Genomic DNA, 26207 nt, shown 5'->3' with positions numbered 1-26207 from the left:
CTGTGCGTAAGTGCAGACGGGATTTTTGTTTATGAAATTTTCCTAGCTGTGACAACCAGCCGGCCATCGTCCATGTCAAAAACACAGGTAGAAAGGGTCAGGATTTCATCGTCTGGCTCAAGAACTACGTCCGTTTTATAGAGACTGCGGTTCTGGATGCGCTGGAAATAAGATAGGAAGTCCTCGTCACCCGCAAAATCGGGGCGCCGGTAGTCATAGTCGGCTTCGGTTTTGTAGACAGAGAAGATCTCCCATTTCCCCGGATCACCGACTCGGTCGTACTCGATGGTCTGATGCGCCCTGAAGAAGCTCTCATCCAGATAGTTGTGAAGATCTCCGAAAGTGGAGGATTTCTGGATATTGTGGCTGTGCCCATACAGAACGCTGTTCTGGGCCTTTGGCACACGGTTAAAATTGTAGGTATAATCGAGAAAGACTGCGCCCCATTGGGATTCCTCGCCCTCAAAGGTGGTGTATAGATACTTTTCGTTATTGTCGGTCTGGACAACTGGATAATCGATGGAGGTGCCCTCTATTTTTATCCAGCCGACAGTGTCCGGGTTAACGGCCTTGAGGGCATCGAAGTCAACGCCTGTATCCTCCGCGGTTGGCTGGGCAATGCTGGCGACCGCTTCTTTTTTAAAATACTGGCGGATATAAGGCAGGCTGTAGTAAATCAGGCCAGCCAGTGAGGCGATAATGACGATAATACAAATGCTGTTTATGATCCTGTTGCTTGTCTTTTTATTTTCAGTCTTTGGGTTTTGGCTCATTTTGGCTTCCTTTATCAAAAATAGTAACGGGTTTATTTTAGCATAATTACCTTAAAAAGAAAGCACCTGCGTTTTAAAAAGAAAAAAATTTTATTTGTGATTGACAAAGACTTTGAGCATGTGTTATGATTAACGAGTTATGAAGCCGCACATGTAAGGTTATAAGTCAGAAATGCACCTTTCGTGGCGAGACTGGTATGAGGAGGTGTTTTTATTATGTACGCAATCATTAAAACAGGTGGTAAGCAGTACCGCGTTCAGCAGGACGATGTGATCGAAATTGAAAAACTCAATCTCGAAGACGGCGCGAAGGAAGTTTCTTTCAGCGATGTTTTAGCTGTGAACAAAGACGGTGAATTAACTGTTGGTACTCCGGTTGTTGAAAATGCAGTGGTTAAAGGCGAAGTTTTAGAAGTAGCTAAGGCTTCAAAGGTAATTGTTTATAAATATAAATCTAAAAAAGATTACCGTAAAAAACAGGGCCACAGACAGCCGTTCATGAAAGTTAAAATTACAGCAATCGAAGCGTAATGATTACAGTAACTTTTGAGAGAGACCGCGATACGATACGAAAAGTAGAGGTATCCGGACATGGAGAATATGCGGATTCAGGCGAAGATATCGTATGCGCAGGAGTCTCGATCTTAACCATCAGTATATTGAATGGCTTGAGTGAGATCGTTGGTCTGACCGATTTAAACCGTCGGGTAGATGAGGGCTATACGTCCTTTGAAATTCCCGAAATCAAAGACCCGGTGCAGAAAATTCAGGCGGACGCCTTGATGGATACTTTCCATTTAGGGCTGTGCGCTACAGAAGCCGCTTATAGAGATTATGTTAAAATAATTGATAATTAACAGGAGGTGAAAATAATGATTAAAATGAACCTTCAACTGTTTGCCCACAAAAAAGGGGTAGGTAGTTCTAGAAACGGTCGTGACAGTGAATCCAAACGTCTTGGCGTTAAAAGAGGAGACGGTCAGTTCGTATTGGCTGGTAACATTTTAGTAAGACAGAGAGGAACTCATATTCATCCCGGCAAGAACGTAGGCCGCGGTGGCGATGATACTTTATTTGCGATGTGTGACGGTGTCGTAACTTTCGAACGTAAAGGCAAAGACAAGAAACAGGTCAGCATTTATCCTCGAGAAGCAATGTAGTTCTTTCAGGACGACAGTCGAATAATATCAAAAACCTCTTATTGTATTATTATGATAAGAGGTTTTTCTTATATATGGGTATATAAACATTGGAAATGAGGTGTTATAATGTTTGTTGATCAAGCGCAGATATATGTAACTGCCGGTAACGGCGGTCATGGCGGAATGAGCTTCCGCCGGGAAAAATACGTCCCGAACGGCGGGCCGGACGGTGGAAACGGAGGCCGGGGCGGCAATGTCATTGTCGAGGCGGATAATGGCCTGAGAACGCTGCTGGCTTTTAAATACCGCAAAAAATATAAAGCGGAAAGCGGCGGAAATGGAACAGGGGGACGCTCGACTGGTAAATCCGGTGAGGACCTGCTCATAAAGGTGCCGGTGGGCACAGTGGTCAAGGATAAGACAACAGGCCGGATTCTCTGCGATTTAAGCGAGGACGGCGAATCCTGTATTGTGGCCCAGGGCGGCCGGGGAGGACTCGGAAATATGAATTTCTCGACCTCCACCAGACAGGCCCCGAGATTTGCCCAGGGCGGCGTAAAGGGGCAGGAGAGAACCCTGGTGCTGGAATTAAAGCTTTTGGCTGACGTCGGGCTGCTGGGGTTCCCAAACGTTGGAAAGTCAACCTTTCTCTCCATGGTAACAGCCGCTAAGCCCAAAATTGCGAATTATCATTTCACAACCATCGTGCCAAACCTTGGTGTGGTGGAATGGAAGGATTACGATCCCTTTGTCATCGCGGATATTCCTGGAATTATCGAGGGAGCTCATGAAGGCACCGGTCTGGGAATCCAGTTTTTGCGCCATGTTGAGCGGACAAAGCTTTTAATCCACATGCTGGATGCCTCTGGCAGTGAAGGCCGGGACCCTCTGGCAGATTTTAAGGCCATCAATGAGGAATTAAAAGAATATAACGAGCGTCTGGCCCAGAGAATGCAGGTAGTAGCCTTGAATAAGGTAGACCTGATCTCTGATCCTGAGGAGCTGGAGCTCTTGGTTTCTGAATTTGAAGCGATGGGCTATGAGGTATTCCCCATATCTGCCGCTACCGGAAAGGGTATTGATGCCCTGCTCAGCCGTGTGATTCAACTGCTCGATGAAATCGGCGAGGTTGAACCAATCTTTGAGGTGGAAGCCGATGAGGATGTGGTATACAAGGCCGATTTTGATGAAGAACCCTTCACGGTCCACAAAGAAGGCGATGTCTACGTGGTGGAAGGTGATTTTGAACGGCTGATCAATTCCGTCAACTTTGAGGACTTTGACTCCATCGGATATTTCCAGAGAGTGCTCAAGGACAAGGGCATATTCAAAAAGCTCGAGGAAATGGGGATTCAGGACGAAGACGTCGTCCGGCTTCAGGATATCGAATTTGAATATTTTAAATAAAATTGAGCGAGATATGCTATAATAGAAAGAGAGAAAAATGCTAACAAGTAAACAGAGAAGCTATTTGAGAAAGCTTGCCATGGATATTCCCGATATTATTTTTATCGGAAAGGACGGGATCACCCCTGAGGTTATTCAGCAGACAAGAGACGCCATTGTAGCCAGAGAGCTGATAAAGGGAAAAATCCAGCAGAATTCCATGGAAGAGGTGGAAGACGCCGCCCGGACGCTGGCCGCTGCCACAAAGGCAGAGGTGGTCTGTACCATTGGCAATAAATTCATATTGTATAAAAAGAATCTTTTGAAAACAAAGATAGAAGTGCCGTCCAAAAATTCAAAGACGCTGAAAAAGAAAAACAAACGGTAGCTTTTAAAGAGGTAAGTATGGAAAAAATAGGCTTATTAGGCGGGAGCTTTAATCCGGTCCATAACGGGCACCTTCTGCTGGCAGAATCGGCCAGAGACCAGTATGGTCTGGATAAGGTGCTGTTTATACCTGCCGGCAACAATCCCTTTAAAGAGATGGATAAGGAGATCGACCGCAGGCACCGCCTGAAAATGGTGGAGCTCGCGACCAAGTCCAATCCTTATTTTGAGGTGCTGTCCATCGAGATCGACCGGCCGGGGATGACCTACACCGTCGATACCATCGAGCAGATCAAGCAGACCTATCCGGAGAGTAATTTTTATTTTATCACCGGCGCGGACATCATGTTTGAGATCACGCTTTGGAAAGGGGCGCCGGAGCTGCTGGCGTCTGTTAATTTCATCACGACCTTCAGGCCGGGCTATTCACATAATAAGCTGGACGCGCGGATCGAGGAGCTCCAGGAAATTTACGGCGCCAGGATCTATAAACTATTTACCTCGGAAATGGACATTGCCTCCTCGGATATTCGGGGAAGGGTAAAGAATGGCTATTCCATAAAATACCTTCTGCCGGAGGCGGTTGAGCAGTATATTTTTGAAAATCAGCTTTATTTGGCGAAGCAGCCCATGGGAGATGCAGAATGAACTATGCGGAAATTCAAAAGAAACTAAAAAAAGAGCTGAAGCCCAAGCGCTACGAGCATACCCTAAACGTGGTGGAATCTGCCCTGAAGCTGGCGGAAATCTACCCCTGCGATGCAAACAAGGTGAAGTATGCCGCCCTGCTGCACGACTGCGCCAAAAACTACAGCGACGCCCAGCTTCTGGAAACAGCCGAGAAGCATTATCTCAATGTCGATGAGATTACCCGTCGTGAGCCGCAGCTTTTGCACGGCCCGGTGGGGGCGGTGGTGGCCCGTACAGAATACGGCATTGAGAACAAGGAAATACTCGGCGCCATCAAATACCACACAACCGGGCGGAAAAACATGAGCGTTCTCGAAAAAATTATCTATCTTGCTGATTTTATCGAGCCTGGGCGCAGCTACCCGGGAGTTGATAAGCTCAGGAAGATGGCTTTTGAAGATCTGGACGACGCGATGATCCAGGCGCTGACCAATACAATCCGCTATATCAGCGGAATCGGCGGCCTGATTCACGAAAGAACCGTATCGGCACGTAATTATTTGATCCTTGAAAAAATGGATCGCGAAAAAAATAAAAAGGAGTGATTGATATCGAATCAAAAGAATTTGCAGAAAAAGTAAAAGAGTGGATTGACGCTAAAAATGGAACTGACGTTGAAATCATTGATATTTCGGAGGTTTCAACCTTGGGCGATTACTTTGTCATCGCCAGCGGTAATTCGGAACGCCAGGTTAAGGCCATTGCCGACAATGTCGAGTATGAAGCCGAAAAGCTTGGTATTGTCCCGAAAAGCATCGAGGGCGAACGAGAAGCCCGCTGGATTTTGCTGGACTACTATGACGTGATCGTTCATATTTTCCACGCAGAGGAACGCCAGTTTTATAATCTGGAACGCCTCTGGAAAGACGGCACAAGACCTTCTACCTTTGAATAAGCAAAGGGCCGGATATTTATTCGGTCCTTTTTCTTTGTTTATGCGTACTGTCTGCTTGCGATTATGCTTTTCCTATTGTATAATTATAAAGTTAACGAACACCGAATTGTAAAAAGAGAGGTATACAGATGAAAATTGGAATTGTCGGATTACCCAACGTAGGTAAAAGTACAATTTTTAATGCGATAACAAAGGCCGGCGCAGAGTCCGCCAACTATCCTTTTTGCACCATCGACCCAAATGTGGGCGTGGTAACCGTACCGGACGAACGGCTGGAAGTGCTTGAGAAAATGTATCAGTCCAAAAGAGTGGTGCCCACCACCATTGAATTTGTGGACATTGCGGGTCTGGTCAAGGGCGCCAGCAAGGGCGAGGGCCTGGGCAATAAGTTTTTGTCCCATATTCGTGAGGTCGACGCCATTGCCCATGTGGTCCGCTGCTTTGAGGACGAGAATGTCGTCCATGTCGAGGGGAAGATCGATCCTCTGGACGACCTGGAAACCATCAACCTCGAGCTGATTTTGGCCGATTTGGAAATGGTGGACCGCCGGGTTGAAAAGACGCGTAAAGCCGCCAAGGGCGATAAAGCAGAAAGAGCGAACCTCGAAATTCTGGAAAAGCTGAAGACCATTCTGGAAGCGGGAAAAATGCCGCTGAACACAGATTTTTCTGAGGACGAATGGCAGTATGTCTCTGGACTCCAGCTCATTTCCACAAAGCCGGTTCTGTACATTGCCAATGTGGCTGAGGATGATCTAATCTCGGATAACGACATGGTCAAAGCCTTAAAAGAAAAGGTATCCGGCGATAACCGTGAGGTCATTAAAATTTCCGCTAAGATCGAGGAAGAAATTGCGGAGCTGGACGATGAAGAAAAAGCTCTGTTCCTGACAGATCTCGGCCTTGAGGCTTCTGGATTAGACCAGGTTATCCGGGCCGGCTATAAGCTGCTGGGCCTGATCACCTTCCTGACCGCAGGGCCCGAGGAAACACGCGCCTGGACCATCCGAAAAGGCACAAAGGCACCCCAGGCTGCAGGAAAGATACACTCCGACATAGAGCGCGGCTTTATCCGGGCTGAGATTACCACCTATGAACAGCTGGTGAAAGCCGGCTCAGACGTAAAGGCCAAAGAACTTGGCGTTACCCGTATCGAGGGTAAGGACTACGTCATGCAGGATGGCGACGTCACATTTTTCCGGTTTAATGTATAATAAAATGTCCCGAAACGTGGTACCGCATGTTTCGGGATTTTTCTGTAAAAGAGGAAACAAATGAGTAAATGTGTATTAGTGGGTGTCAACGCAAAATATGTGCACACCAATCTTGCCATAAGAGCCCTGAAAGCAGCTGCCCCAGAGGCGGATGTGGAGCTCTGTGAGGTAACCATCAATGACCAGATTAACGTGGTGGCCGGCAAACTTTTGAGGATACAGGCAAGCTGCTATGGTTTTTCTTGTTATATCTGGAACATGGCGTTCATTTCAAAAATCAGTGAGGTTCTGAAAAAGAGCCGTCCCAACTGTGTTGTGTTCTGGGGCGGGCCCGAGGTTTCCTACGACAGCGGACGCCTTCTGGAAGAACATCCCTTTGTGGATTATATTATTTCCGGCGAGGGAGAAACCGTTTTTCCCGAATTCATAGAGACCCTGCAGGGCAGAGATAAAACGCCGCTTCTGAAAATGGAGAATGTCAACTGGTTTGGGCGCGATGTGTCCCACTCGCATATCGGCGGTGAAAAGATCGGGATTGTCGAGGATCTCGGCGCGCTGCCTTTTCCCTATGATGATGATAATATCAAGCCAATCTCAGACAAGATCATCTATTATGAGAGCATGCGCGGCTGTCCCTTCCAATGTTCCTACTGCCTTTCATCCACCCTGCAAAAGGTGCGGTTTCTGCCCCTTGAGCGTGTTTTCAGGGAGCTGGATTTTTTCATCAGCCACCGGGTAAAACAGGTGAAATTTGTGGATCGTACCTTTAACGTTGATATCCGGCGAACCAAGGCCATTATTGCCTATCTGGCCGAAAAGAAATGCACCACGAATTTTCATTTTGAAATCGCCGGCGATCTGCTTGACGATGAGCTTTTGGAAATGATCGCGAAAGCGCCAAGGGGCCTGATGCAGTTTGAGATCGGTGTCCAGAGCACCAATGATGCGACCCTGGAGGCCATCACTCGAAAGACGGATCTGGAGAAAATCCGGAAATACGTGAGCCGCCTCATCGGGTTTAAAAACTGCCATGTGCACGTGGACCTGATCGCCGGGCTGCCAAAGGAAACCTACGCGGTTTTCAAAAAATCCTTTGACGAGACCATTGCCATTGAGCCGGATATGCTGCAGCTGGGCTTTTTGAAACTGCTGAAAGGAACAAAGATCCGGAAAGAAGCCGATAAATTTTATTACCGTTACGCGAGCTTTCCGCCCTATGAGGTAATCAGCAATGATTTTATCTCCGCGGATGAGCTCATGCGCTTAAAGGACATTGAGGATTTGGTGGACCGCTATTATAATTCCGGCGCCTTTTATCTGAGTCTGAAATATATTTTTGAGACTCGGTGTTGGGGCTCTCCCTTCGAGTTTTTTGAGGCTTTTTCGGACCATTGGCGGGAGGAAGGGTTTTATGAGCTGGGAAAATCAAAGGAGCAGCTCTATGGAATTTTGCAGGCATTTGCGGCCTCAGGCGCCGAGGCGCCCCACAGAGAAATGCTCGGGGAGCTGATCAAAATGGATTATCTCAGGCAGGGGCACCGGTCTCTCCCGGGCTTTTTCGAAAACCGGACGCTCTCAAAAACAGCGGCCTTTGAACAGCTAAAGGAGGAAGCCTTTGTGGACAGCTTTCTGCCCGCGCTTTCAGGACAGCCTGCCAAGCAGGTGATCAAGCGCGTCTTTTTCCAGTATTTTGAGGAAAACGCCCTTGACCTTGCCCAGAGGTATCTGGGGACAGAGCCGGGCAGGGGAAGCCTATGCGTCTTTTATGAGGGTGCGATGATCCGGGTGGCCGGGTAATCACACACGCCATTTTACGGCATAAAAGCATGCGTGTCTGGACAGCAAACCGGATAGCAAACCGGACACGGTTCCGGTTATGGTTCCGGATAGCAAACCGGACATGGTTCCGGACACATTATATAAACCAAACCAAATGAAACCAAACCAAACCAAACCAAAGAAAGAGGGTGACCCTGTCCCCCCCCCCTCAAGCTTTTGGCGTCTCTTTTATTTTACTTGTTTAGAAAGATTTTCATGGTGGTGCCCTGCCCCAGGGTACTCTCAATCACAAGCTCTCCGCGGTGGAGTTTTACAATGCTCTCGATGATGGAGAGGCCAAGGCCTGTGCCGCCGGTTTCCCTTGAGCGGTCGCTGTCGACCCGGAAGAAACGCCGGCGGACATTTTCGAGTTCGCTCTCAGGAATGCCGATGCCGGTGTCGCTGACAGACAGGATGCACCTGTTTGCCGTCTCAGTGCAGCTGAAACAGATTTTTCCTTGTGCCGGGGTGTATTTCATGCTGTTGTCGGCAAGTGCCCTTAAAGCCTGTAATATGAGCGATTCGTTGCATTTCACCAGACAGTGGTCGGCCCGGGTCAGCTCAAAGGAATGGGTGGAGTCGATCATTTCGCATTCATTGTATACCTTTGTGACAAGCTCGCCCAGATCAGCCGGCTCAAATTTCTGTGTGAAATAGTTGTTTTCAAGGCGGGTGATCAGGAGCAGCTCCTCCACCAGCTTTTTCATATTCTGTATCTCTTCGTTAATAGAATCCACAGATTCTTCCAGGAGCTGCGGGTTTTCCTTGCCCCAGGAGGAGAGGATGTCTGAGTAGCCCTGGATGACGGTCAGAGGAATCCGAAGCTCGTGCGACGCGTCTGAGACAAACTGCTTCTGAGCGTCAAAGGCTGATTCGAGCTGGCCGATCATCTGGTTGAGAGATTTGATGAGCTGATCCAGCTCATCGTCGTTTCCGGTTTCTTTGATACGGGTGTTCAGATTGTTCTCCGTGACGTTCTTGGCGGTTTCGGCAATCTCGATCAGCGGCTTAAGAGACCGCTTGGTGCCATAAATTCCGATAAAGATAATGATCGCGAGGCAGACGATGCTGATGGCGATCTGGATACTGAACAGGGCGGTCATGTAGACAAAGCTGTCATTCAGGTTTTTTACAACTTGGATGTAGATGGTGTAGTCGTCGCTGACAAGATAGCTCGAGCCGAGATAGTAATACTCGGTTTTGTTGTAGCGGAAAGAGTCAACAGCCACGTTGTCCTCGGTCTGGTCGGCTGGATTGTCGATATGCAGCTTGAAGAGGTCAATGTTGTATTCTGAGAAGTTATCCTGGTTCAAAAGATCCTCCACCCCTTCGGAGGACAGGTACACATCCCCGTAGTTATCCGAAATTTTATAAGAAATCAAGGTATTATCCTTAACATTCGGGTATATTTTTTCAGAGATAAAGTCCAGACGGCTGTTGGTAGGAAGCGACAGAAGCGCCTCCTCGTTTTCCTTAATCACGTTGATGATATAGCTGTTGAATTTTATGAGATTACTCCGGTTTTCGTTTAAAACGATTTGCTGGGAAAAATAAAACACCATCACAAAGGAAATGATCAGCAGAATCGAGAACGCCAGCACAAAAAACAGAACGATGCGCGTGTAAAGCTTCATCGGCTTTGGTTCCTGAACCTTATTTGACGACATAACCGCGCCCTCTCACTGTCTGGATCAGCTTTCTTTCAAAGGGCTTGTCAATTTTATCCCTCAGGTATTTTATATAAACATCTACGATATTATCGTTTCCAAAATAGTCAAAGCCCCACACCTGGTTCAGAATCTGCTCTCTGGACTGGACCAGACCGTGGTTGAGCACCAGGTAGTGCAGGAGGTCAAACTCGGTTTTTGAAAGCTCAATACTCTCGCCGCCGCGCGTGACCATAAAGGTATCAAGGTCGATGGCCAGATCCTCAAAGCTTACGCTGTTTTTGGGTGAGGCGGCGGCTTTTTTTCTTAGATTTGCCTTAATGCGCGCCAGGAGCTCATCAAAAATAAAGGGCTTGGTAATATAGTCGTCAGCGCCCAGATTTAGGCCGTTTACCACATCTCCAGTATCGTCCTTGGCCGTGAGAAAGATCACAGGCAGCTCGGGAGAATGCTCGCGTATGTATTTTAAAACCTCGTAGCCGTTAAGCTGCGGCAGCATGATGTCTAGCAAGACCAGGCCAATGTCCGGGGTGTTGTTGAAAACATCAATGGCCTCCCGTCCGTTAAACGCCTTGACAGTCTCATAGCCTGCGTGGTTCAGCTGAAGCTCGATGATGCGGGAAATTTTTTTATCGTCCTCGACAATAAGTATGCAATCCATGGGGTTCCTCCTTCTGTTATCTTTCTTTATTATAAGGATTCCGGGGGCGGGATGCAATGAATTTCGCTTGTTCAGGCGCTTTAGCCGTCGAATTTATCCAAATTTAAGGATTGGACTATATACTTAATAATAATAAAATTCCAGAAAATAGGAGAATAAAATGCGCATATTATTTATAGAAGATGAAGTGAAAATTACAGATGCTCTCCAGGAGCTGTGTAAAATCCAAAATATAGATTGTGATGTGGCTAACGATGGTGAGGAGGGGCTTCTTTTTGCCCTCAACCCAATTTATGACGTCATTGTACTGGACATTATGCTGCCCATGAAAAGCGGCCTTGAGATTCTTAAGGAGGTCCGGGATAGGGACATCACGACCCCTGTTTTAATGCTGACCGCCAAGGGGACGGTTGACGATAAGGTCAAGGGTCTTGACCTCGGCGCAGACGACTACCTGATCAAGCCGTTCTCCGCCAAGGAGCTCTTTGCCAGAATCCGCGCGCTGAGCAGACGTCCCGACCATGAAATAAAAGGGGAAATCATTTCCTTTGAGGACGTCAGCTTTAACACCAAGAAGAACATGATGCAGACGCCGGAAAATGAATACAAGCTCTCTGTGAAGGAAGCGAAGATTCTTGAAATGCTGCTGAAGCGTCCAAACCAGGTATTTACCAGAGAACAGATTTTAGACCGGGTGTGGGGCTTTGACAAGGAAGTCAATGAAAATAATATTGAAATATATGTCCATAATCTCCGTAAAAAACTCGCCAATACGAACGTTAAGATTGACACAATCCGTGGTGTAGGTTACACTTTGAGTAAAAAATAATGTTTAAAGAGATCAAGAGGCAAATTACGCTGTTCAACACTTTGATTCTCATTGCTTTTCTTTTTTTATTTATCCTGCTGCTGGGTTTTCTCGTTCAGTGGAGCCTGGGGCTCACCGGCGAGGTTTATCTGATGGATACTGCCAAGGGCATCATCAATAATTCCTCGGAGTCTGAAAAGGGCGACGGTATTTTCAACAATAATTCCATGCATGACAAAATGGGCTATGAATATATTGAATGGGATGAAAATAACCAGACCGTCAGCATGAAGGTCGAAGACAACGATTTGATTATGCATGGCTATGAACTGGCAATGGATCAAAGCTTCAACAATGATTTTAAGGTTTTTAATCTTAACGGGGCAGATTACAGAGTTTATGTGACGCGTTTCAGCCGTGGGGATGAATCCCACACACTCGAGGTTTTTCAGCAGATCACGACTGAGCGCTCAATGATTACCTATGTCATTTCCTTTTTACTGTTTATTGGCAGCGGGGGGATCCTTTTACTGATCCCGATCAGCTATTTTCTGGCCGGGAAATCCTTACAGCCAATCAAGGAGACATTTGAGAATCAGAAGAAATTTATCGCGGATGCTTCTCACGAGCTCAGGACGCCGCTGACAGTGATCCAGACCAATGTGGAGGTTTTAAAGCTGAAGGAGGATGAGGTGCTGAAGGATAATATCCGGTGGCTCAACAACATCAGCCTTGAGAGTGAAACCATGGCCCATCTGGTATCAGAATTGCTGCTGATTGCCCAAGCGGACAACAAAAAGGTCATCATGAAAAAAGAAGTGTTTGATCTCAGCGCGCTTTGCGCCGAGATTATCGACCTGATGTTTGATGTTGCCAGGGAAAATGAGATTGCGCTGAAGGGCAGTATCGCAGAGGGCATTGACTACAAAGGTGATGAGGAGCGGATAAAGCAGGCGATCCGTATTCTGGTCGACAATGCCATTAAATATACGCCTGGAGAAGGAACGGTGACACTCTCTCTGACAATGACAAAGCGGAATGTCTGTATCGCGGTTAAAGACACCGGCGTCGGACTGACAGAGGAAGCGAAAAAGAAAATATTCAGCCGTTTTTACCGTGTTGATGATGCGCGGAACCGTGAGAAAGGCGGCGTAGGTCTGGGTTTAAGCATTGCGGATATGATAGTAAAGCAACATAACGGTAAAATTAAAATCGACAGTGTGCCTGATCAGGGAAGCACCTTTACGATTGTGCTGCCAAAGACCATTTTAAAATAGCAATAAAGATAAATTTCATGACGTTCTGAGTGTTCGGAATGAGATTTATCTTTTTTTATGGTTTTAACATCAATAAATGAATAATAAAAAGGAAAGAGGATAAAAATTAGAAATGAATGTCGTACTGTATCAACCGGAAATACCACAAAACACTGGAAATATCGCGAGGACCTGTGCGCTGACAAACACGAAGCTGCATCTGATAAAGCCGCTGGGCTTTTCGCTGGATGAGAAACACCTGAAGCGTGCAGGGCTGGACTATTGGGATCTCTTGGATTTGGCGGTCTACGACGATTTTGAGGATTTTCTGGCTAAGAATCCGGACGCCGAAATCTATGTGCTCACCACCCACGCCAAGGCGTTCTATTCGGATATCGAGTATGCCGAGGACGCTTACCTGCTGTTTGGGCGTGAGACTGCCGGCCTGCCGGATGAGATCCACAGCGCCTACCCGGATCACCGCTTCCGCATTCCCATGAAAAACCACGAGCGGGCACGCTCCCTTAATCTGTCCAATTCAGTCAATATTGTTTTGTACGAAGCGCTCAGACAACAGGGGTTTCCTGACTTGATTTAAGCTTTATGCGGCGAATCATGAAAAACAATGAAAAAAACTGAAAAAATTTTCAAAAAGTGTTCTAAATTCCATTAATTCTGTGTTATAATATTTGAATGAAAAAGTAAACGATTCGTCATTAGCGTGAGAAACGTTTACGGGTAGGTGACTATGAATGACAGCAACAGTGGAAAAGCGAAAAGCCGTTTTTCTGAGTTTTGGAAAAAGTATTCGAACTATATCTTTTTTGTTTTCTTAATTGGCGCGACCGTTATTGTAATCCTGACGCAGGTCGATCTCAAGGAGTTCGCTGACACCTTGCGCCGCGCGAATATCGGTTTTCTTTTGTTGGGAATCGTTTGCGTTTTTCTTTACTGGCTCCTGGAGGGGTATATGCTCCTGAAGCTGATGCAGCGCGATTATCCTGGGGAGAAGCTGTCCTTTGCGATGGTTGTCACCATTATAGGACAATATTATAATCTGATCACACCAGGATCTTCCGGCGGCCAGCCGCTTCAGCTCTACGAGATGTCCCGACGGGGCTACAGTATGGGCACAGGAACCGCAGTGCTGGTGCAGAAATACGCGCTGTACCAGGTTACGGTCACACTTCTTGCCATTCTGGCCACGCTTTTTAATCTTTCCGAGATCAACAGCGGCCTGATTGCGGCGAGATGGCTGATCGCCTTTGGCCTGATTATCAATATCGCGGGGGTTATCCTTGTCTTTATTCTGGCTTTAAGCCCGAGGATGGCCAGGGGGATCATGAATGGCGTCGTCCGTTTTTTGCTGTTTATCCGTGTCTTTAAGGACCCGGATAAATATTATGCTAAGGTCGACCATTTTATCGGGGAATACTCAGAAGCCATTACTGCGCTCAAGGAGCACAAGCTGGAAACCTTTAAGCTTTTCATGGTCTCCATTGTGCAGATTCTGATTTTTTACAGCATTAACTACTGGGTCTACTGTTCGCTGGGGTTAAGCGGATCCAGCGCGTTCCTGGTCATATCCATGCAGGCGATCCTGTATGTAGCGGTTGCCTTTATCCCGACACCGGGGGCCGCTGGCGGTGCTGAAGCGGGCTTTGCCCTGCTGTTCGGGCCGATTTACGGAGCTGTTAATATGTCGGTGGCCCTGATTCTGTGGCGGATTATCACCTTTTATTTTATTATTTTGTTTGGTGGTGTCTTCCTTTCCCTGAGGTCTGTTATCATGGGTAAAAAGGAGTACAAAAAAATCACGCGGACTGAGGCTCATAACATTGAGCATGTAATCAAACAGGAAGAATTAGAAGAATCTTTTAAAGAGAAAGAACAGCCGAAAGAAGGAGATAAATTTGAAGAAAATTGATGTTAAGTACATAAGAGACACTGTTGCAGAGATGTGTATTGAAGCAAACACTGTACTTACCGATGATATTCTCAAGGAAATGGAGGTAGCTCTGGCTAGGGAAAAATCGCCGAGCGCCATCGCCATTTTGGAAACAATGATCGAAAACTTTGAGGTAGCAGAGAAGAAGGAAATTCCCATCTGTCAGGATACGGGTATGGCGGTTGTCTTTGTTACCATGGGACAGGATCTGCAGATTACCGGCGGGTCCCTGGAGGATGCCATTCAGGACGGCGTTGAAAAGGGCTACCGTGAGGGGTACCTGAGAAAATCGGTTGTGGATGATCCCTTTATCAGAAACAATACCAACACGAATACCCCCGCCATTATCCATTATAAGGTGGTCCCGGGGGACGACCTTCATATTAAGGTCATGCCAAAAGGTTTTGGCTCAGAAAACACCAGTGCCATGAAAATGCTTAAGCCATCGGACGGCATCAAGGGCGTTGAGGAGTTTGTACTGGAAACCGTTGAGAAGGGCGCGCCAAATGCCTGTGCACCGATCATTGTGGGCGTGGGTGTGGGCGGCACCTTTGAAAAAGCCGCGCTGTTGGCCAAGGAGGCCCTTAGCCGGCCCATCGGGGTGCGAAATGCCAAGCAGCACATTCAAGGTCTTGAGGAAATACTGATCGAGCGGTGTAATAATCTGGGAATCGGGCCCATGGGGCTCGGCGGCGTCAACACGGTTCTGAGTGTCAATGTCGACGTTTTCCCAACGCATATCGCCGGTTTGCCGGTTGCTGTCAACATCTGCTGTTATGTCAACCGTCATGTGGAACGGACATTATAGGAGGTTTACATGAGTGTGATACGATTAACGACACCGCTTTCAAAGGAAGACGCCGTAAAATTAAAGGCTGGAGATCAGGTTCTGATTTCCGGAGTCATTTATACGGCGAGGGACGCAGCCCACAAAAGAATGGTTGAAACGCTTGAAACCGGTGGCGCATTACCTGTCGATTTTACCGATCAGATCATCTACTATGTAGGGCCTTGCCCTGCCAAGCCAGGCGAGATCATCGGTTCTGCCGGGCCCACCACAAGCCACCGTATGGACGCTTACGCGCCCACGCTGATGGAAAATGGTCTGCGCGGCATGATCGGCAAGGGAAACCGCGGGGAGCTGGTCATCAACAGTATGATGATCAACCAGTGTGTTTATTTTGGATGTGTTGGCGGCGCTGGCGCATTGCTGCAGGACTGTATAAAATCCGTCGAGGTTCTGGCATATGAGGAACTGGGTACAGAGGCGCTGCGCAGGCTGGTGGTAGAGGATTTTCCGGCGCTGGTCGTCATTGATTCAAAGGGAAACAACCTGTACGAAACTGAACGTCAAAAATACGCTAATAAATTTATTGATTAGGAGGAATACGAAATGTCACGTATGGTTATTGAAAGTTCTGTCCGGGAGGCCGGAACAGATCCGATTTTTAGAGTTGCAGGCGAAGCTGCACAGAGAACAAAGGAATTGGGAACCGAGGCAGTCATCAATTCAACGATTGGGGCATTGATGGATGATCACGGTGATCTGGTTGCCTTCAAATCCGTATTTGATGTTCTAAAAGGGCTTCCGGATGAGCAGATCTGTGATTATGCGGGGATTCCGGGGATTCCTGAGTTTCTGGATAAGGTGGTAGACGCCTGCTTTAAGTCTTACAGACCGGAAGGCCATATCCGAGCAGTGGCAACGCCGGGCGGAACCGGCGCGGTGCGCCACGCGGTGTGTAATTACACCGAATTTGGCGATCAGATTCTGATTCCAGACTGGTACTGGGCGCCCTACAGCACCATTGCCGATGAAAACAGACGTAAGACCACAACCTTTGAGCTGTTTGATAAAACGGGCAATTTTAATATGGAAGCCTATAAAACGGCGTTTGCTGAGCTGCTTAAAAAGCAGAACAGAGTGCTGAGCATTCTGAATACACCGGCCCACAACCCAACCGGTTACAGTATATCGCTGGATGAATGGAAAGAATTGACAGCGTTTTATACTGAAATGGCAAAAGCCAATCCTGATGCGCGGATCATCATTCTCTGTGATATCGCCTATATTGATTTTGCAGGCAAGGGCGAGGACGCGCGGGCGTTTATGCCGCTGCTTTCTGGACTGCCGGAAAACGTTCTTCCGCTTTACGCCTACAGCGCTTCAAAGGGCTTTACCATGTATGGCCTGAGAAACGGCGCCATTATCTGTGTCGCGCCGACTGAGGAGATTGCAGAAGAATTTGCGGCTGCCTGCGCTTATTCCAACCGCGGCACCTGGTCAAATGGAACCCGCGGCGCAATGCAGACGCTGGCAGACATTATGTCTGATGACAATCTGCGTGACCGCTTTATCGCAGAGCAGGATTTCCACAAGGGAATCTTACAAAAGCGGGCTAAGGCATTCCTTGACGAGGCGGACAGAATTGGTTTAAAGCTTTGTAATTATTGTGATGGATTCTTTATCAGCATCCCATGTGAAGATCCAAAGGCTGTCAGCGATCTGCTGATGGAAAAAAATGTATTTATTGTCGCGCTGGCAAAGGGCTTACGTTTTGCACCATGTGCCGTATCCGAAGAAAAATGCCGCAAAGCGCCGCAGCTGATCTTAGACGCCATTAAGCAAGTAGCAGGATGCTAAAAATAAATAAACGGAGGTGTTATTTTGAAAGTAAAAATTGTTGATGTTGCAAAAGAAGCAAACGTATCGGTGGCAACAGTATCGCGTGTTGTAAACAACATTCCCTTGGTCAACGAAGAGACAAAGGAACGCGTGTTGGAAGCCATTAAAAAGACTGGGTACAAGCCCAACGCCATTGCGCGAAGCCTGAAAATCCAGAAGACCAACACCCTGGGAATCATGATCCCGGATATCACCAACCCTTTCTATACAGAAATGGTGCGTGGGGCAGAGGATGTCTGTGGTATTTACAATTACAACATCATCCTGAGTAATACAGACTTTGATCACGAAAAAGAACAGAACTCCCTGGGCGTTCTTGTTGAAAAACAGTGTGACGGGATCATCTATGTCGGCAAGCATCTGACCGATGAACTGAGAGACGACCTGATCGACGCCCCGAGCGAGATTGTTCTGGGCTGTGTGCCGGATGAATCTGGACAGCTGAGCGGCGTCTTGATTGACAATGAAGCCGCGGCCTATGACTTGACCATTGAGTGCCTGAAGATGGGCCACACCAAATTCGCGATTTTTTATGATGAATATAAAGAAGGCTACATTAACCAAAAGCGCCTTCAGGGGATCAAGAAAGCCCTTGGCGAATGGAATGTGGAGCTGGACGAAGACCTCGTCTATTTTGGAAGCCAGAGCACACTGGGCGGCTATCACATGATGGAAGAAGCCCTGGCCAGCGGAAGAGAATTCACCAATGTATTCTGCTTCAATGACCAGATCGCTTTAGGCGCAATGCGCGCAGCTGAGGATAACGGAAAGGTTATTCCGGACGATGTGAGCATCTGCGGCTTTAATAACTTCTGGATCGCAGAGTGGACCAGACCCCAGATCACAACTGTTGGCCAGCCAATGTATGATATTGGAGCGATTGCCACAAGAATGCTGATCAAAATGTGCGAAAAGGAAGAACGGGAAACAAAAACCGTCTTTGTTCCTTACGAAATGCTGATGCGCAATTCTGTTAAAAATCTGAAAAGTGAATAAAAAAAGCTATCGGCTGTCTTGATGGGCAGCCGATCCATGTATTTGAGGATATTAAAAATGATTTTTATTAATAATACTTACAGCACGGACCCGACGTTTAATTTGGCATTTGAAGAATATGTCTTCGAATCCATGGACCAGAATGAAACTTATTTTATGTTATGGCAGAATGACCATGCGATCATTGTCGGCAAGCATCAGAATACGATTGAGGAGATCAATCAGGATTTTGTCAAGGAACAGGGTATCAAGGTGGTTCGCCGTTTAACCGGCGGAGGCGCTGTTTACCATGATCTGGGCAATCTGAACTTTACCTTCATCGTGAACAATGATTCCGGTAAGCCTTTTGATTTCCAGTCCTTTACAAGGCCGGTTGTCAAAGCACTGCAGAGCTTAGGCGTCAACGCCGAGTTTAATGGGCGCAACGACATTACCATTGACGGAAAGAAATTTTCAGGCAATTCCCAGTACGCCAAGCGCGGCAGAGTTCTCCACCACGGAACGGTTCTTTTCAATTCAAAGCTGGATACTGTCCAAAACGCCTTAAAGGTGAAAAAGGATAAAATTGAGTCAAAGGGCGTAAAATCCGTCAAAAGCAGGGTGACCAATATCGCGGACTATCTGGAGCCGGGTTTTACGCTGGAAGATTTCAAGAAAGCCCTTGTCAGCTATATGTTTGAGGACGGCGAGCTTGAAGAGCGCAGTCTCACTGAAGCGGATATCACCGCCATCAAGAAGCTGCAGGAAGAAAAGTACGCCACCTGGGAATGGAACTACGGCCGATCACCGGAATACAACCTGAGAAGAGAAAGAAAATACCCTTGCGGTCTTGTAACTGTTTTAATGACCGTCGATAGGGGTATTATTAAAGATATACACTTCTACGGTGATTTCTTTGGCAATGGCGACATCACAAAGCTTGAAAAACAGCTGGTGGGGTCAAAGCCAGAGGAAGGTGTTCTGCGCCGCCTGCTCAAGGATAATGATCTGTCGGATTACATCAATGGCATGACAGATGATGAGTTCATCGATCTGATGCTTTATTAGGGAGTGGTGGACGATTGGAATCAGAAAATATAACGCGCCTGCAGGTAAATGACAAAGAGATCATTTTGATCGGCACTGCGCATGTATCCCCCACAAGTGTATCCGAGGTAAAGGACCTTATCGAGACGGAATGTCCCGATTCTGTCTGCATCGAGCTGGATGCAGGCAGATATGAGTCTATGAACCAAAAAGAGCAGTGGGCAGATACCGACATTGTAAAAGTAATAAAGGATGGCAAGGCAGGCTTTTTATTTGCCAATATCATCTTGTCAAATTACCAGAGAAAGCTTGCGGAGCAGTTTGACATCCGCTCTGGCCAGGAGATGATGCAGGGGATTGAATCCGCTGAAAAGTGCGGTGCCCAGCTTGTGCTGGCAGACCGCAGCATCCAGGTTACTTTTAACCGTATCTGGAAGGGCTGCAGCCTCTGGGAAAAGATGAAGCTGCTGACCACCATCATCATGAGCATCATTGATGATGAGGAGATTACCGAAGATGAGCTTGAGGAATTGAAAACCGAGGACATGTTGTCAGCCGCGCTGTCCGAGCTTGGAAATTCCTTCAAGGGTGTAAAAAAATATCTGGTCGACGAGCGGGATCAGTACCTGGCGTATAAGATCAAAAACGCTCCGGGTAAAAAGGTGGTCGCGGTGCTGGGGGCGGCGCATGTCCCGGGAATCAGGGAAGAGATTTACAAGGATCAGGATATTACAGAGCTTGAGTCCTTACCGCCAAAGTCAAAGGCTGGTAAGATCATCGGCTGGTCAATCCCGGTTTTGCTGGTTCTTCTGGTATTGGCGACCTTTACGGTCAACCCCGGTTCGGGCTGGGAGCAAACGCGTAATTGGCTTTTGTGGACTACGTCGCTGGCTGGTGTTGGCGCGCTTTTGGCAGGAGGGCATATCCTGTCAATTCTCACCGCCATTGTTGCGGCTCCGATTTCCGCTTTAAGCCCTGTTTTGGCCGCCGGATGGTTTTCCGGCATCACAGAGGCGCATTTCAGAAAGCCCAAGGTGGAGGATTTTGAATCTCTGCCCAAAGATCTTGGCTCTCTAAAAGGCCTGTGGCATAATAAGGTGACCAAAATACTGTTGGTGGTCATTCTGACCAATGTCGGATGCGCCATTGGAAACATTACGGGCAGCCTCAACATTATCGGTATTTTTATACAAACATTCTCCTGACAATTCCGATATATCGCATAAATAATTGTATAAACATGCAAAAAAATGAAAAAACAAGGTGTTTTTATAAAAAATACTTGTGTATGTATACAATATGCGATATAATGCTTTTAATCAATTTTCGTAAACAAAAGGAGGAAATGATGAAAAAGAAATTTTTGGTGTTGTCTTTGGCATTTATGCTGGTGTTCTCTGTGACATTGGCTGGTTGTAGTGGTAACGGTAAAGGCGATTCTGCCTCAAACGACGATCCGATTGCAGACGGTACTCTTTCTGTTGCTGTTGATGATACCTATCTTCCGATGGAATTCAGGGATGATCAGAACAACCTGGTCGGCTTTGACGTGGATCTCGCAAAAGCTATTGGTGAAGACCTTGGTGTAAAGGTTGACTTTACAACCGTGGCCTGGGATGGTATCTTTAACGGCTTAAACGCAAAGCAGTACGACGCGATTATCTCCAGTACCAGTATTACCCCGGAACGACAGGAAGGTTTCAATCAGACAAATCCTTACGTATCTAACGGTATTGTCATCGTATCGCGCAAGGATGCTACCCCTGTAAAAACCTTTGAAGAGCTCGCCAGTAAAACTGTGGGCGTGCAGCTGGCTACCACCGCTGATAACGGCGCTCAGAAGCTGAAGGAACAGACAGGAACGAATGTACAAATCAAGCAGTATGACGGTATGTTAGACGCGTTCGCCGCTCTTGAAGGAAAACAGATTGATAATGTTATGACCGATGTAGGCGTAGCCATGTACTATGTGGCCCAGAAGCCAGAGCTGTTTGAGGTAACATCTGAAGTTTTAACCAATGAACCAATTGCGGTTACTGTACGTAAAGGTGAAGATGCATTTACCGAAAAATTAAATGAAACATTGAAAAAATTACAAGAAAATGGTACAATGACAGAGATTTCTATGAAATGGTTTGGAGAAGATATGACAGATAATATCAACTCTGAAATCAAAGTCATTGAATAATCCATAGAAAAAAACGGTGATAAGTTCGGCAAACCACTTTGCCGGACTTGTTACTTAAGAAGGAGCGATTAATTTGTTAAACCAAACCCAGTTGTGGGCGATTTTTGACGGAACGATTGTTACCCTTGAGATTGCGATTGTCGCGATTATCTTCGGTGCAATTTTTGGGGTGATCATAGCCCTGGGAAGAATCTCAAAGAATAAGATTCTGAATGGACTTTCATGGTTCTATATCTGGTTCTTCAGAGGAACACCACTCTTACTGCAATTATTCATTATCTTTTACGCGGTACCGATTGTTTATCTGGATATGACCGGCGCGACCTTTGAAATTGATCCGATGATCTGCGCGTTCATTACCTTTTCCCTGAATTCTACAGCTTATCTCGCAGAAATTATCCGTGCGGCCATTGAATCCATTGACCATGGACAAATGGAGGCTGCCAAAGCTTTGGGAATGAGCTATAAACAGGCGATGAGTAAGATCATTATTCCCCAGACCTTCAAACGTCTGGTAGCCCCAGTTGGTAACGAACTGATCATGCTCTTAAAGGATACCTCCCTTGTCTCCACAATTGCTCTGTTCGATTTACTTAGGACAGTCAAAACAATGGCCAGTGCCACAGGTAGTTGGGTCTACTATATCTACGCGGCCGTCATTTATCTTTTCCTGACAACCATCCTTCAGGTGGTATTCGACAAATTGGAAAATAAGCTTGGCGTATATGAAAAGAGATAGGTGGTAACAACAATGAGTATGGTAAAATTAGTCAATGTAAAAAAATCCTTTGGCTCCCTTGAGGTTTTAAAGGGAATCGATTTTGAAGTAGCATCCGGTGAGGTAGTCTGTATCATCGGGCCCAGCGGCTCCGGCAAGAGTACAATGCTACGCTGCCTTAACCGCCTGGAACGCATTACAGAAGGCGAAATCTATATTGAAGACGAGCTGATGGAAAAGCGTAAAAACGGAAAAGATTTGGAAAAAATTGACCCTGAAAAACTACAGAATCTTTGCTGTGATTTAGGAATGGTCTTCCAGAACTTTAACTTGTTCCCACATCTATCCGTTTTAGATAATATCACGATTGCCCCCAGGATTGTGCGCAAGGCTGATTCAGCCGAGACACAGAAGCGGGCTTTAGAGCTGTTAGACATGGTTGGGCTTGCCGATAAACGGGATGAATACCCGGTGCGACTGTCCGGCGGACAGCAGCAGCGTGTTGCCATTGCGAGAGCGCTGGCGATGAACCCGAAGATCATGCTGTTTGATGAACCGACCTCAGCCCTTGACCCTGAGCTGGTAGGGGAAGTACTTTCCACCATGCAGGAGCTGGCCAATGATGGAATGACAATGCTCATCGTAACCCACGAAATCGGCTTTGCCCGTGAAGTGGCAGACCGTGTCATTTTTATGGACGAAGGTGTTATCTGTGAACAGGGAACACCCCAGGAAGTTATTCTTAACCCGCAGGAAGAACGTACACAGAGCTTCTTGAATAAGATTCTTTAGTGGTGTAATGTATTTCAAAAAATGCCCTTAGGGGCTTTTTTTTATACATCTTTTTATGCTACAATAATAAAGATGTCGCATTTCAGATATGTTTTCTAAAGGAGGCGCTATGGTACACTCAAATTATCATATTCATTCGAACTATTGTGATGGCAAAAATTCATTGGAAGAGATGGTGCAGGCAGCTATTCAGGCAGGGCTCACCAGTATTGGCTTTACTGGCCATGCGCCGCTGCCCTATGAGAACGACTGGACCATGAAAAAGGAAACCGTCCGCTGTTATATGGACGATGTCCGGACTCTGGCGGAAAAGTATCAGGAAGAAATCGACATTAGTCTGGGCATGGAAATTGACTATTTCATCAGCAATGAGGACATCAGCAGTGATTCAAAGGCGCTTATCCCAGAGCTGGATTTTTTCATTGGCTCGATCCACACCATTGGAAAGATGAAAAATGGCTTGATGGCAGATGTTGATTATACTCCCGAAATCTTTGAAACAGGGATAAAGGACTGTTTTGACGGCTCAGTCCAGGCCTTTGTCCAGCGTTATTATGAAGCACTGGGTAACATGGCCCTCAGGGTTCGGCCCGATATCATCGGTCATATGGATATTATTAAGAAAAACAATGTGGATAACCGTTTTTTTGACGACCAGGAGCCCTGGTACCAGGAAGCCGCAAAGGCATGCCTTGATAAGATTAAAGCTTCAGGCTCAATCATCGAGGTGAACACCGGCGGAATGATACGTTACGGAGACCGCTGCCTCTATCCAGAACAATGGCTGATGGAATCAATCTTAGAAAAGGAGATTCCAATCACGCTAAACGGCGATTCACATACGACAGCGGGAATCAGCTATGCTTATGAGGAAGTTTCAGCGCTGCTCAAAAAAGTCGGCTTTAAAGCCATTATGGTGCGAAAAAATGGCATCTGGGCTCAGGAAAGCATCTGAGCGTCATGGAAAAACATAAGAACCTGAAAAGATGGATATATGTCGGCGCCATGGCGGCAGCTTTGATTGTCTTTGTTCTGTGGCTCTTTTTTCAAGAGGACAGCCGGCAGAAAGCGGTATTAAAAGCCTCGGATACCGAAGCGGTTCAGACCGAAAACAGCCCGGGAGACACCGCGGAGATTTATGTGCATATCACCGGAGCTGTCAATAACCCTGGCGTCATCAGACTGGCCCCAGGATCAAGATTGATCGACGCCATCGAAAAGCTGGGCGGCCTAACAGAAAACGCGGATACCGACAGCGTTAACCTCGCATCAGTACTGGAGGATGAGGATAAAATCCACATTTACACCAGAGAGGAGACAGCAGAGACAGGCGCCGTGAGCGCGTCTGGTACAGGAAGGGTCAACATCAATACAGCCAGTTTGGAGGATTTGAAAACCCTGCCTGGAATTGGTGACGCTATCGGGAAGAGCATCATTGATTACCGCGAGAAAAATGGTGCCTTTAAATCCTTAGAAGATTTAAAGGAGGTTGACCGCATCGGTGACAAAGTTTTTGACAAGCTAAAGGATTCAATCACACTGTAAAATTATTTTTTTACGAGTTTGTGAAAAGGTTGACAAAGTTTTAACAAAATAATAAGATGAAATGACAGAAAAGTATCAGGATTAGTTATTTACTTTTTGGCCATATGTGTTATACTTTATAATATAAAAGTTACATGAATGGTAGGTGGTTGAATGGAGCTATCAGAAAGACAGAATCGAATTGTAGAAATTGTTAAGGCGCGCGAGCCAGTAAAAAGTGTCGAGATTGCAGAGCAGCTTGGGGTCAACCGGGCGACGATCCGGCCTGATTTAAAGGTGCTTACCATGATGGGCATCCTGGAGGCAAAGCGAAAAGTCGGGTATAATTATACGGGGCGTTCGCTGCTGCATGTTATGGGCAGCTACATTAAAACCATCAGTGTCATGGACATCCAGTCTGAGCCAACAATCGTTGAGGAAGACACAACCATTTATGACGGAATAATCACCATGTTTACGAAAGACGCCGGAACGCTCTATGTGGTGAATGGCAAATACCTGTCCGGCATTGTCTCGCGTAAGGATTTTATCAAGTCGATGATTGGCAGAAAGGATGTTGAGACCCTGCCGATTCCGATTATCATGACCCGAATGCCCAACATAGTCTATCTGGAGGAACACGAATCGGTTTATGACGCAGCGGTTAAGACCATGGAATACGAAGTCGAATCGCTGCCCATTGTAAAAAAAGAAATGGATGAAAAGAACAACCTGCGTTTAATCCTGCTCGGGAAGGTTTCCCGGACCAATATTACACGTTATGTTGTGAATTTAGGTAAAGACGATGATACGAATGAATGACAACAAGCCTTTAACTCTGTACGTTGTCTCCGATTCCCTTGGCGAACCGGGTGAAGTATTGGCAAAGGCGGGTAGAGGCCATTTTGAGAACTCGATTGAGGATGTTAGGGTTTTTTCCTTTGTCCATGAAAAGAGAGAGATTGATCAGATTTTAGCTGAGGCGAAGGGCAAAAACGCTCTGATCGTCTGTACGATCACAACGCCGGAGTTATTAAAGTGCGTTAAAGAGAGTGCAAAAGAAAAGAAGGTGCCGGTTTACGACGTGCTGGATCCATTTTTAGATGAACTGAGGATTTTAACAGGCGTTAAACCGAATCTTGATCCTTTCAGTAGAAGCAAGCTGGATGAGGATTATTTTAAAAAGGTGGAAGCCATTGAGTTTGCCGTCAAATATGACGATGGAAAACGCATGGATCATCTTAACAAGGCAGACATTATTCTGCTTGGGGTTTCACGAACCTCAAAGACGCCGATCAGTATTTATCTGGCAAACAATAATTTTAAGGTTGCCAACATACCGGTTATGCCTGAGGTAGAACCGCCAAGAGAACTTTTTGAGATATCTAATCAAAAGATCTTCGGATTGATTTTAAATCCCAATAAGCTTGTCAGCATCAGAGAAGAGCGTTTAAAAACCATGAAGCTTACCGGAGATTCAAATTATGCCAGTTTAAAAAGAGTGGAATATGAGCTTGACAAGGCTCAGGAGCTCTTTGATAAATTAGGGTGTACGGTTATCGACGTTACATCCAAAGCAATTGAAGAAATTGCGAATTTCATACTTGCAACCATTATGAGGAGGTAGTCAAT

General features: G+C 46.5%; 30 protein-coding genes. 27 read left to right on the top strand and 3 right to left on the bottom strand.

Annotated features, from left to right (window positions below; translation table 11 throughout):
• Positions 1–29: 29 nt before the first annotated feature.
• Positions 30–773, bottom strand: coding sequence for a class B sortase (srtB, locus tag DW091_RS13550; RefSeq protein WP_058694923.1), 744 nt, complete (start codon positions 771–773; stop codon positions 30–32).
• 216 nt (positions 774–989) lie between these two features.
• Between srtB and rplU the strand changes: the two genes are divergently transcribed.
• From rplU to DW091_RS13500, 10 genes are all read left to right on the top strand, one after another.
• Positions 990–1304, top strand: a complete 315-nt coding sequence (rplU, locus tag DW091_RS13545) for a 50S ribosomal protein L21 (RefSeq protein ID WP_058694922.1) — start codon at positions 990–992, stop codon at positions 1302–1304.
• The gene (locus tag DW091_RS13540) at positions 1304–1630 is read left to right on the top strand and encodes a ribosomal-processing cysteine protease Prp (RefSeq protein WP_058694921.1); all 327 of its coding nucleotides are present in this window, start codon (positions 1304–1306) and stop codon (positions 1628–1630) included. Before rplU ends, DW091_RS13540 begins: the two co-directional genes overlap by 1 nt.
• 15 nt (positions 1631–1645) lie before the next feature.
• Positions 1646–1933, top strand: a complete 288-nt coding sequence (gene rpmA, locus DW091_RS13535; protein ID WP_013379990.1) for a 50S ribosomal protein L27 — start codon at positions 1646–1648, stop codon at positions 1931–1933.
• 108 nt (positions 1934–2041) lie between these two features.
• Positions 2042–3322: a GTPase ObgE gene (gene obgE / locus DW091_RS13530; protein ID WP_058694920.1), complete on the top strand. Its 1281-nt coding sequence runs from the start codon at positions 2042–2044 to the stop codon at positions 3320–3322.
• Positions 3323–3359: 37 nt separating this feature from the next.
• Entirely contained in the window at positions 3360–3689 is a 330-nt protein-coding gene (locus tag DW091_RS13525) for a YhbY family RNA-binding protein (RefSeq protein WP_058694919.1), read from the top strand.
• 17 nt (positions 3690–3706) lie between these two features.
• Positions 3707–4336, top strand: coding sequence for a nicotinate-nucleotide adenylyltransferase (gene nadD / locus DW091_RS13520; protein ID WP_058694918.1), 630 nt, complete (start codon positions 3707–3709; stop codon positions 4334–4336).
• On the top strand, positions 4333–4923 hold the full coding sequence (gene yqeK, locus DW091_RS13515; RefSeq protein ID WP_058694917.1) for a bis(5'-nucleosyl)-tetraphosphatase (symmetrical) YqeK: 591 nt from the start codon (positions 4333–4335) through the stop codon (positions 4921–4923). The genes nadD and yqeK overlap by 4 nt, the downstream gene beginning before the upstream one ends.
• Positions 4920–5273, top strand: coding sequence for a ribosome silencing factor (gene rsfS / locus DW091_RS13510; RefSeq protein ID WP_187368472.1), 354 nt, complete (start codon positions 4920–4922; stop codon positions 5271–5273). Before yqeK ends, rsfS begins: the two co-directional genes overlap by 4 nt.
• A gap of 128 nt (positions 5274–5401) precedes the next feature.
• Positions 5402–6487 (top strand): redox-regulated ATPase YchF, encoded by a 1086-nt coding sequence (ychF, locus tag DW091_RS13505; protein ID WP_058694916.1) that lies wholly within the window; start codon positions 5402–5404, stop codon positions 6485–6487.
• Between the two features lie 60 nt (positions 6488–6547).
• Positions 6548–8284 (top strand): B12-binding domain-containing radical SAM protein, encoded by a 1737-nt coding sequence (locus DW091_RS13500; protein ID WP_118518412.1) that lies wholly within the window; start codon positions 6548–6550, stop codon positions 8282–8284.
• A gap of 215 nt (positions 8285–8499) precedes the next feature.
• On the opposite strand, the gene DW091_RS13495 is transcribed toward DW091_RS13500, so the two are convergent.
• Together DW091_RS13495 and DW091_RS13490 are read right to left on the bottom strand one after the other, a co-directional pair.
• Complete coding sequence (locus DW091_RS13495; RefSeq protein WP_074616062.1) at positions 8500–9972, bottom strand: ATP-binding protein; 1473 nt, start codon at positions 9970–9972, stop codon at positions 8500–8502.
• On the bottom strand, positions 9959–10633 hold the full coding sequence (locus DW091_RS13490; RefSeq protein ID WP_074616061.1) for a response regulator transcription factor: 675 nt from the start codon (positions 10631–10633) through the stop codon (positions 9959–9961). Before DW091_RS13490 ends, DW091_RS13495 begins: the two co-directional genes overlap by 14 nt.
• Positions 10634–10793: 160 nt before the next feature.
• Between DW091_RS13490 and DW091_RS13485 the strand changes: the two genes are divergently transcribed.
• From DW091_RS13485 to DW091_RS13405, 17 genes are all read left to right on the top strand, one after another.
• Positions 10794–11462 (top strand): response regulator transcription factor, encoded by a 669-nt coding sequence (locus DW091_RS13485; protein ID WP_013380000.1) that lies wholly within the window; start codon positions 10794–10796, stop codon positions 11460–11462.
• The gene (locus DW091_RS13480; protein ID WP_074616060.1) at positions 11462–12718 is read left to right on the top strand and encodes a HAMP domain-containing sensor histidine kinase; all 1257 of its coding nucleotides are present in this window, start codon (positions 11462–11464) and stop codon (positions 12716–12718) included. The genes DW091_RS13485 and DW091_RS13480 overlap by 1 nt, the downstream gene beginning before the upstream one ends.
• A gap of 112 nt (positions 12719–12830) precedes the next feature.
• Positions 12831–13295 carry a tRNA (cytidine(34)-2'-O)-methyltransferase gene (locus DW091_RS13475; protein ID WP_118518411.1) on the top strand — a complete coding sequence of 155 codons (465 nt, stop codon included), beginning with the start codon at positions 12831–12833 and terminating at the stop codon, positions 13293–13295.
• 150 nt (positions 13296–13445) lie between these two features.
• Complete coding sequence (locus DW091_RS13470; protein WP_074616059.1) at positions 13446–14624, top strand: lysylphosphatidylglycerol synthase transmembrane domain-containing protein; 1179 nt, start codon at positions 13446–13448, stop codon at positions 14622–14624.
• Positions 14611–15453: a fumarate hydratase gene (locus DW091_RS13465; RefSeq protein WP_082669312.1), complete on the top strand. Its 843-nt coding sequence runs from the start codon at positions 14611–14613 to the stop codon at positions 15451–15453. The genes DW091_RS13470 and DW091_RS13465 overlap by 14 nt, the downstream gene beginning before the upstream one ends.
• 9 nt (positions 15454–15462) lie before the next feature.
• Complete coding sequence (locus DW091_RS13460; RefSeq protein WP_058694910.1) at positions 15463–16026, top strand: Fe-S-containing hydro-lyase; 564 nt, start codon at positions 15463–15465, stop codon at positions 16024–16026.
• A 12-nt stretch (positions 16027–16038) separates the two neighbouring features.
• Complete coding sequence (locus tag DW091_RS13455; RefSeq protein ID WP_118518410.1) at positions 16039–17289, top strand: aminotransferase class I/II-fold pyridoxal phosphate-dependent enzyme; 1251 nt, start codon at positions 16039–16041, stop codon at positions 17287–17289.
• 24 nt (positions 17290–17313) lie between these two features.
• Positions 17314–18327, top strand: coding sequence for a LacI family DNA-binding transcriptional regulator (locus DW091_RS13450; RefSeq protein ID WP_058694908.1), 1014 nt, complete (start codon positions 17314–17316; stop codon positions 18325–18327).
• A gap of 57 nt (positions 18328–18384) precedes the next feature.
• Positions 18385–19374 (top strand): lipoate--protein ligase, encoded by a 990-nt coding sequence (locus tag DW091_RS13445; protein WP_096919472.1) that lies wholly within the window; start codon positions 18385–18387, stop codon positions 19372–19374.
• A 14-nt stretch (positions 19375–19388) separates the two neighbouring features.
• A complete protein-coding gene (locus DW091_RS13440; RefSeq protein WP_074616055.1) occupies positions 19389–20558 on the top strand; it encodes a TraB/GumN family protein in 1170 nt (389 codons plus the stop codon).
• 161 nt (positions 20559–20719) lie between these two features.
• On the top strand, positions 20720–21541 hold the full coding sequence (locus tag DW091_RS13435; RefSeq protein ID WP_224168804.1) for an ABC transporter substrate-binding protein: 822 nt from the start codon (positions 20720–20722) through the stop codon (positions 21539–21541).
• A 73-nt stretch (positions 21542–21614) separates the two neighbouring features.
• Positions 21615–22280, top strand: coding sequence for an amino acid ABC transporter permease (locus DW091_RS13430; protein WP_058694904.1), 666 nt, complete (start codon positions 21615–21617; stop codon positions 22278–22280).
• Between the two features lie 12 nt (positions 22281–22292).
• On the top strand, positions 22293–23051 hold the full coding sequence (locus DW091_RS13425; protein WP_082669311.1) for an amino acid ABC transporter ATP-binding protein: 759 nt from the start codon (positions 22293–22295) through the stop codon (positions 23049–23051).
• A 109-nt stretch (positions 23052–23160) separates the two neighbouring features.
• Positions 23161–24006, top strand: coding sequence for a histidinol-phosphatase HisJ (gene hisJ, locus DW091_RS13420; protein WP_158577898.1), 846 nt, complete (start codon positions 23161–23163; stop codon positions 24004–24006).
• A 5-nt stretch (positions 24007–24011) separates the two neighbouring features.
• Positions 24012–24596, top strand: coding sequence for a helix-hairpin-helix domain-containing protein (locus DW091_RS13415; protein WP_058694902.1), 585 nt, complete (start codon positions 24012–24014; stop codon positions 24594–24596).
• 153 nt (positions 24597–24749) lie between these two features.
• Positions 24750–25397: a helix-turn-helix transcriptional regulator gene (locus DW091_RS13410; RefSeq protein ID WP_058694901.1), complete on the top strand. Its 648-nt coding sequence runs from the start codon at positions 24750–24752 to the stop codon at positions 25395–25397.
• Entirely contained in the window at positions 25381–26202 is an 822-nt protein-coding gene (locus tag DW091_RS13405) for a pyruvate, water dikinase regulatory protein (protein ID WP_058694900.1), read from the top strand. Before DW091_RS13410 ends, DW091_RS13405 begins: the two co-directional genes overlap by 17 nt.
• Positions 26203–26207: the final 5 nt, after the last annotated feature.

This window comes from Eubacterium sp. AM05-23 (genome assembly GCF_003477535.1).
Lineage (GTDB): Bacteria > Bacillota > Clostridia > Eubacteriales > Eubacteriaceae > Eubacterium > Eubacterium maltosivorans.
The sequence above is the reverse complement of the archived record's forward strand: the minus strand, read 5'-3'. Positions and strand labels throughout refer to the sequence as shown.

Excerpts from the sequence above, each read along its gene's own strand:
- nadD (WP_058694918.1), top strand. The coding sequence starts at position 3,707 with ATGGAAAAAATAGGCTTATTAGGCGGGAGCTTTAATCCGGTCCATAAC.
- DW091_RS13475 (WP_118518411.1), top strand. The coding sequence starts at position 12,831 with ATGAATGTCGTACTGTATCAACCGGAAATACCACAAAACACTGGAAAT.
- DW091_RS13415 (WP_058694902.1), top strand. The coding sequence starts at position 24,012 with ATGGAAAAACATAAGAACCTGAAAAGATGGATATATGTCGGCGCCATG.
- hisJ (WP_158577898.1), top strand. The coding sequence starts at position 23,161 with ATGGTACACTCAAATTATCATATTCATTCGAACTATTGTGATGGCAAA.
- DW091_RS13405 (WP_058694900.1), top strand. The coding sequence starts at position 25,381 with ATGATACGAATGAATGACAACAAGCCTTTAACTCTGTACGTTGTCTCC.
- rpmA (WP_013379990.1), top strand. The coding sequence starts at position 1,646 with ATGATTAAAATGAACCTTCAACTGTTTGCCCACAAAAAAGGGGTAGGT.
- DW091_RS13410 (WP_058694901.1), top strand. The coding sequence starts at position 24,750 with ATGGAGCTATCAGAAAGACAGAATCGAATTGTAGAAATTGTTAAGGCG.
- DW091_RS13540 (WP_058694921.1), top strand. The coding sequence starts at position 1,304 with ATGATTACAGTAACTTTTGAGAGAGACCGCGATACGATACGAAAAGTA.
- ychF (WP_058694916.1), top strand. The coding sequence starts at position 5,402 with ATGAAAATTGGAATTGTCGGATTACCCAACGTAGGTAAAAGTACAATT.
- DW091_RS13460 (WP_058694910.1), top strand. The coding sequence starts at position 15,463 with ATGAGTGTGATACGATTAACGACACCGCTTTCAAAGGAAGACGCCGTA.
- DW091_RS13455 (WP_118518410.1), top strand. The coding sequence starts at position 16,039 with ATGTCACGTATGGTTATTGAAAGTTCTGTCCGGGAGGCCGGAACAGAT.
- DW091_RS13425 (WP_082669311.1), top strand. The coding sequence starts at position 22,293 with ATGAGTATGGTAAAATTAGTCAATGTAAAAAAATCCTTTGGCTCCCTT.
- DW091_RS13445 (WP_096919472.1), top strand. The coding sequence starts at position 18,385 with ATGATTTTTATTAATAATACTTACAGCACGGACCCGACGTTTAATTTG.
- yqeK (WP_058694917.1), top strand. The coding sequence starts at position 4,333 with ATGAACTATGCGGAAATTCAAAAGAAACTAAAAAAAGAGCTGAAGCCC.
- DW091_RS13490 (WP_074616061.1), bottom strand. The coding sequence starts at position 10,633 with ATGGATTGCATACTTATTGTCGAGGACGATAAAAAAATTTCCCGCATC.
- DW091_RS13480 (WP_074616060.1), top strand. The coding sequence starts at position 11,462 with ATGTTTAAAGAGATCAAGAGGCAAATTACGCTGTTCAACACTTTGATT.
- DW091_RS13500 (WP_118518412.1), top strand. The coding sequence starts at position 6,548 with ATGAGTAAATGTGTATTAGTGGGTGTCAACGCAAAATATGTGCACACC.
- DW091_RS13470 (WP_074616059.1), top strand. The coding sequence starts at position 13,446 with ATGAATGACAGCAACAGTGGAAAAGCGAAAAGCCGTTTTTCTGAGTTT.
- obgE (WP_058694920.1), top strand. The coding sequence starts at position 2,042 with ATGTTTGTTGATCAAGCGCAGATATATGTAACTGCCGGTAACGGCGGT.
- DW091_RS13525 (WP_058694919.1), top strand. The coding sequence starts at position 3,360 with ATGCTAACAAGTAAACAGAGAAGCTATTTGAGAAAGCTTGCCATGGAT.
- srtB (WP_058694923.1), bottom strand. The coding sequence starts at position 773 with ATGAGCCAAAACCCAAAGACTGAAAATAAAAAGACAAGCAACAGGATC.
- DW091_RS13495 (WP_074616062.1), bottom strand. The coding sequence starts at position 9,972 with ATGTCGTCAAATAAGGTTCAGGAACCAAAGCCGATGAAGCTTTACACG.
- DW091_RS13485 (WP_013380000.1), top strand. The coding sequence starts at position 10,794 with ATGCGCATATTATTTATAGAAGATGAAGTGAAAATTACAGATGCTCTC.
- rplU (WP_058694922.1), top strand. The coding sequence starts at position 990 with ATGTACGCAATCATTAAAACAGGTGGTAAGCAGTACCGCGTTCAGCAG.